At 69.7% G+C, this 1,796-nt stretch carries 1 protein-coding gene and 1 pseudogene; both read right to left on the reverse strand.

Annotation, left to right across the window (positions count from 1 at the left end; all coding sequences use genetic code 11):
- Positions 1-445, reverse strand: a pseudogene (locus ACIRVH_RS38000) (hypothetical protein); the annotation flags it as partial.
- A 153-nt stretch (positions 446-598) separates the two neighbouring features.
- Positions 599-1,591: a serine/threonine-protein kinase gene (locus tag ACIRVH_RS38005; RefSeq protein ID WP_403963503.1), complete on the reverse strand. Its 993-nt coding sequence runs from the start codon at positions 1,589-1,591 to the stop codon at positions 599-601.
- Positions 1,592-1,796 lie beyond the last annotated feature (205 nt).

A 1,796-nucleotide genomic window follows, 5' to 3' on the forward strand; every position in this document is an offset into this window, starting at 1 on the left:
CGTTACCACCGTTACCGCCGGTCGCATCACCCTTGCCATTACTCGTGGCGTTACCGCCATTACCACCGGTCGCATCGCCGGCACCGTTACTCGTGGCGTTACCACCGTTACCGCCGGTCGCATCACCCTTGCCATTACTCGTGGCGTTACCGCCATTACCACCGGTCGCATCGCCGGCACCGTTACTCGTGGCATTACCGCCGTTACCGCCGGTCGCGTTGCCCTTCTTGGCCTTCTTCAGCTTCTTGTGCTGGTCACCGTCGTGCTTGTCGTGGTGCTTGGCCACCAGCGTGACGGCCGACGACTCGTGCGCCGGGGCGGCCGAGGCGGCGGTGGCCGGGAGAATGATTCCGCCGGCGACGACCACGGCCGAGGCGACGATCGTGGAGAGGCGGACACCTCGCTTGGTACGGACGGACTCGCGGTTCTCGTTGATGCGCTTCATGACTTTCTCCTACTTGATTCGGGGCCCTTTTTCGGTTTCCGGTTTCTCCGGTGGGGCCGTGCTTCAAGTAGGCCGGAATGCCAGAGCGCGGTCACGTTCCGAGGACTCGGGACTTGACGAGAGGGAAAGCGCCCGGTATTTAGCGCGGCGCGCCTAGGACGTCGGTCCCTCGAGGACCGGGCCGGCCCAGTCGGGCGGCGCTGGCGGGGCCGGCGGGGCGGGCACCGGGTCGGCGGCGGGCAGAGCGTCGGCCGCGCGGGCGTCCACCAGCGTGGGCGTACGGCGCTGCGGGCCGCAGTCGGCCAGGGCGGCGCGCAGGGCCGCGACGAACTCCAGGCAGGTGCCGTACCGGTCGTCCGGGGCCTTGGCCAGCGCCCTGCACAGGACCTCGTCGGCGGCTGCCGGGATCCCGGCCCGCTCCTCGCTCAGCAGGGGCGGCGGGTCGTACTGGTGCGCCCACAGCAGCTCCAGGTCGTCGTCCCGGCGGAAGGGCGGCGCGCCCGCGAGGGTCTCGTAGACGACACAGGCCAGGCTGTAGAGATCGGATCTGCCGTCCACGGGGCGGCCCGCGACCCGCTCCGGCGCCACGTAGTCGAGGGTGCCGACGAACTCGCCCGCGGTGGTGAACCCGGTGAGCGACAGGGACTTCTTCGCCAGCCCGAAGTCGGTGAGGTAGACGTGCTCGGGGTGGTCGCTGTCGACGCCCTTGGTGACCAGGACGTTGCCGGGCTTGACGTCCCGGTGCACCAGATCGTGCTCGTGGGCCGCGTCGAGCGCGGACGCCAGCTGGGCGGCGATCCGCAGCGCGGCCGGCACGGAGAGCGCACCGTCCCGGTCGAGCACCGCGCGCAGGTCCATCCCGTGCACGAAGCACATCGCGATGTACAGGATCCCGTCGGTCTCGCCGGCCTCGAAGACGGGCACGATGTGCGGGTGCTCGATGGCCGCGGCCACCCGTGACTCCTGGGTGAAGCGGCGGCGGAAGGCGTCGTTGCGGGTGTACTCGGGGGCGAGGAGTTTCAGGGCGACGGTACGGCCGAGGCGCAGGTCCGTGGCGCAGTAGACGACGGCCATGCCACCGCGCCCCAGCTCGCGCTCCACCCGGTAGCCGGCGATCTCCGTCCCGATCGGGCCGGAGGGTTGCATCACCTGCCCAGTCACGCCTGAATTCTATCCAGTTGATCCATATGCGCGCTTGTCCACGGCCGCGCTTGTCCACGACCGCGCTCGTCCACGGCACGGCGAAGGCCCGGACCTCCCTCCTTGAGTTCTAGCGGTCGTCGCAACATCCCAGTTCAAGGGGTGCGATGGACTTCGAGGTCCGAGGAGACCGGAAGCCGCAGGGAGCCAG

The organism is Streptomyces sp. NPDC101165 (assembly GCF_044768135.1).
In the GTDB taxonomy this organism is placed as follows: domain Bacteria; phylum Actinomycetota; class Actinomycetes; order Streptomycetales; family Streptomycetaceae; genus Streptomyces.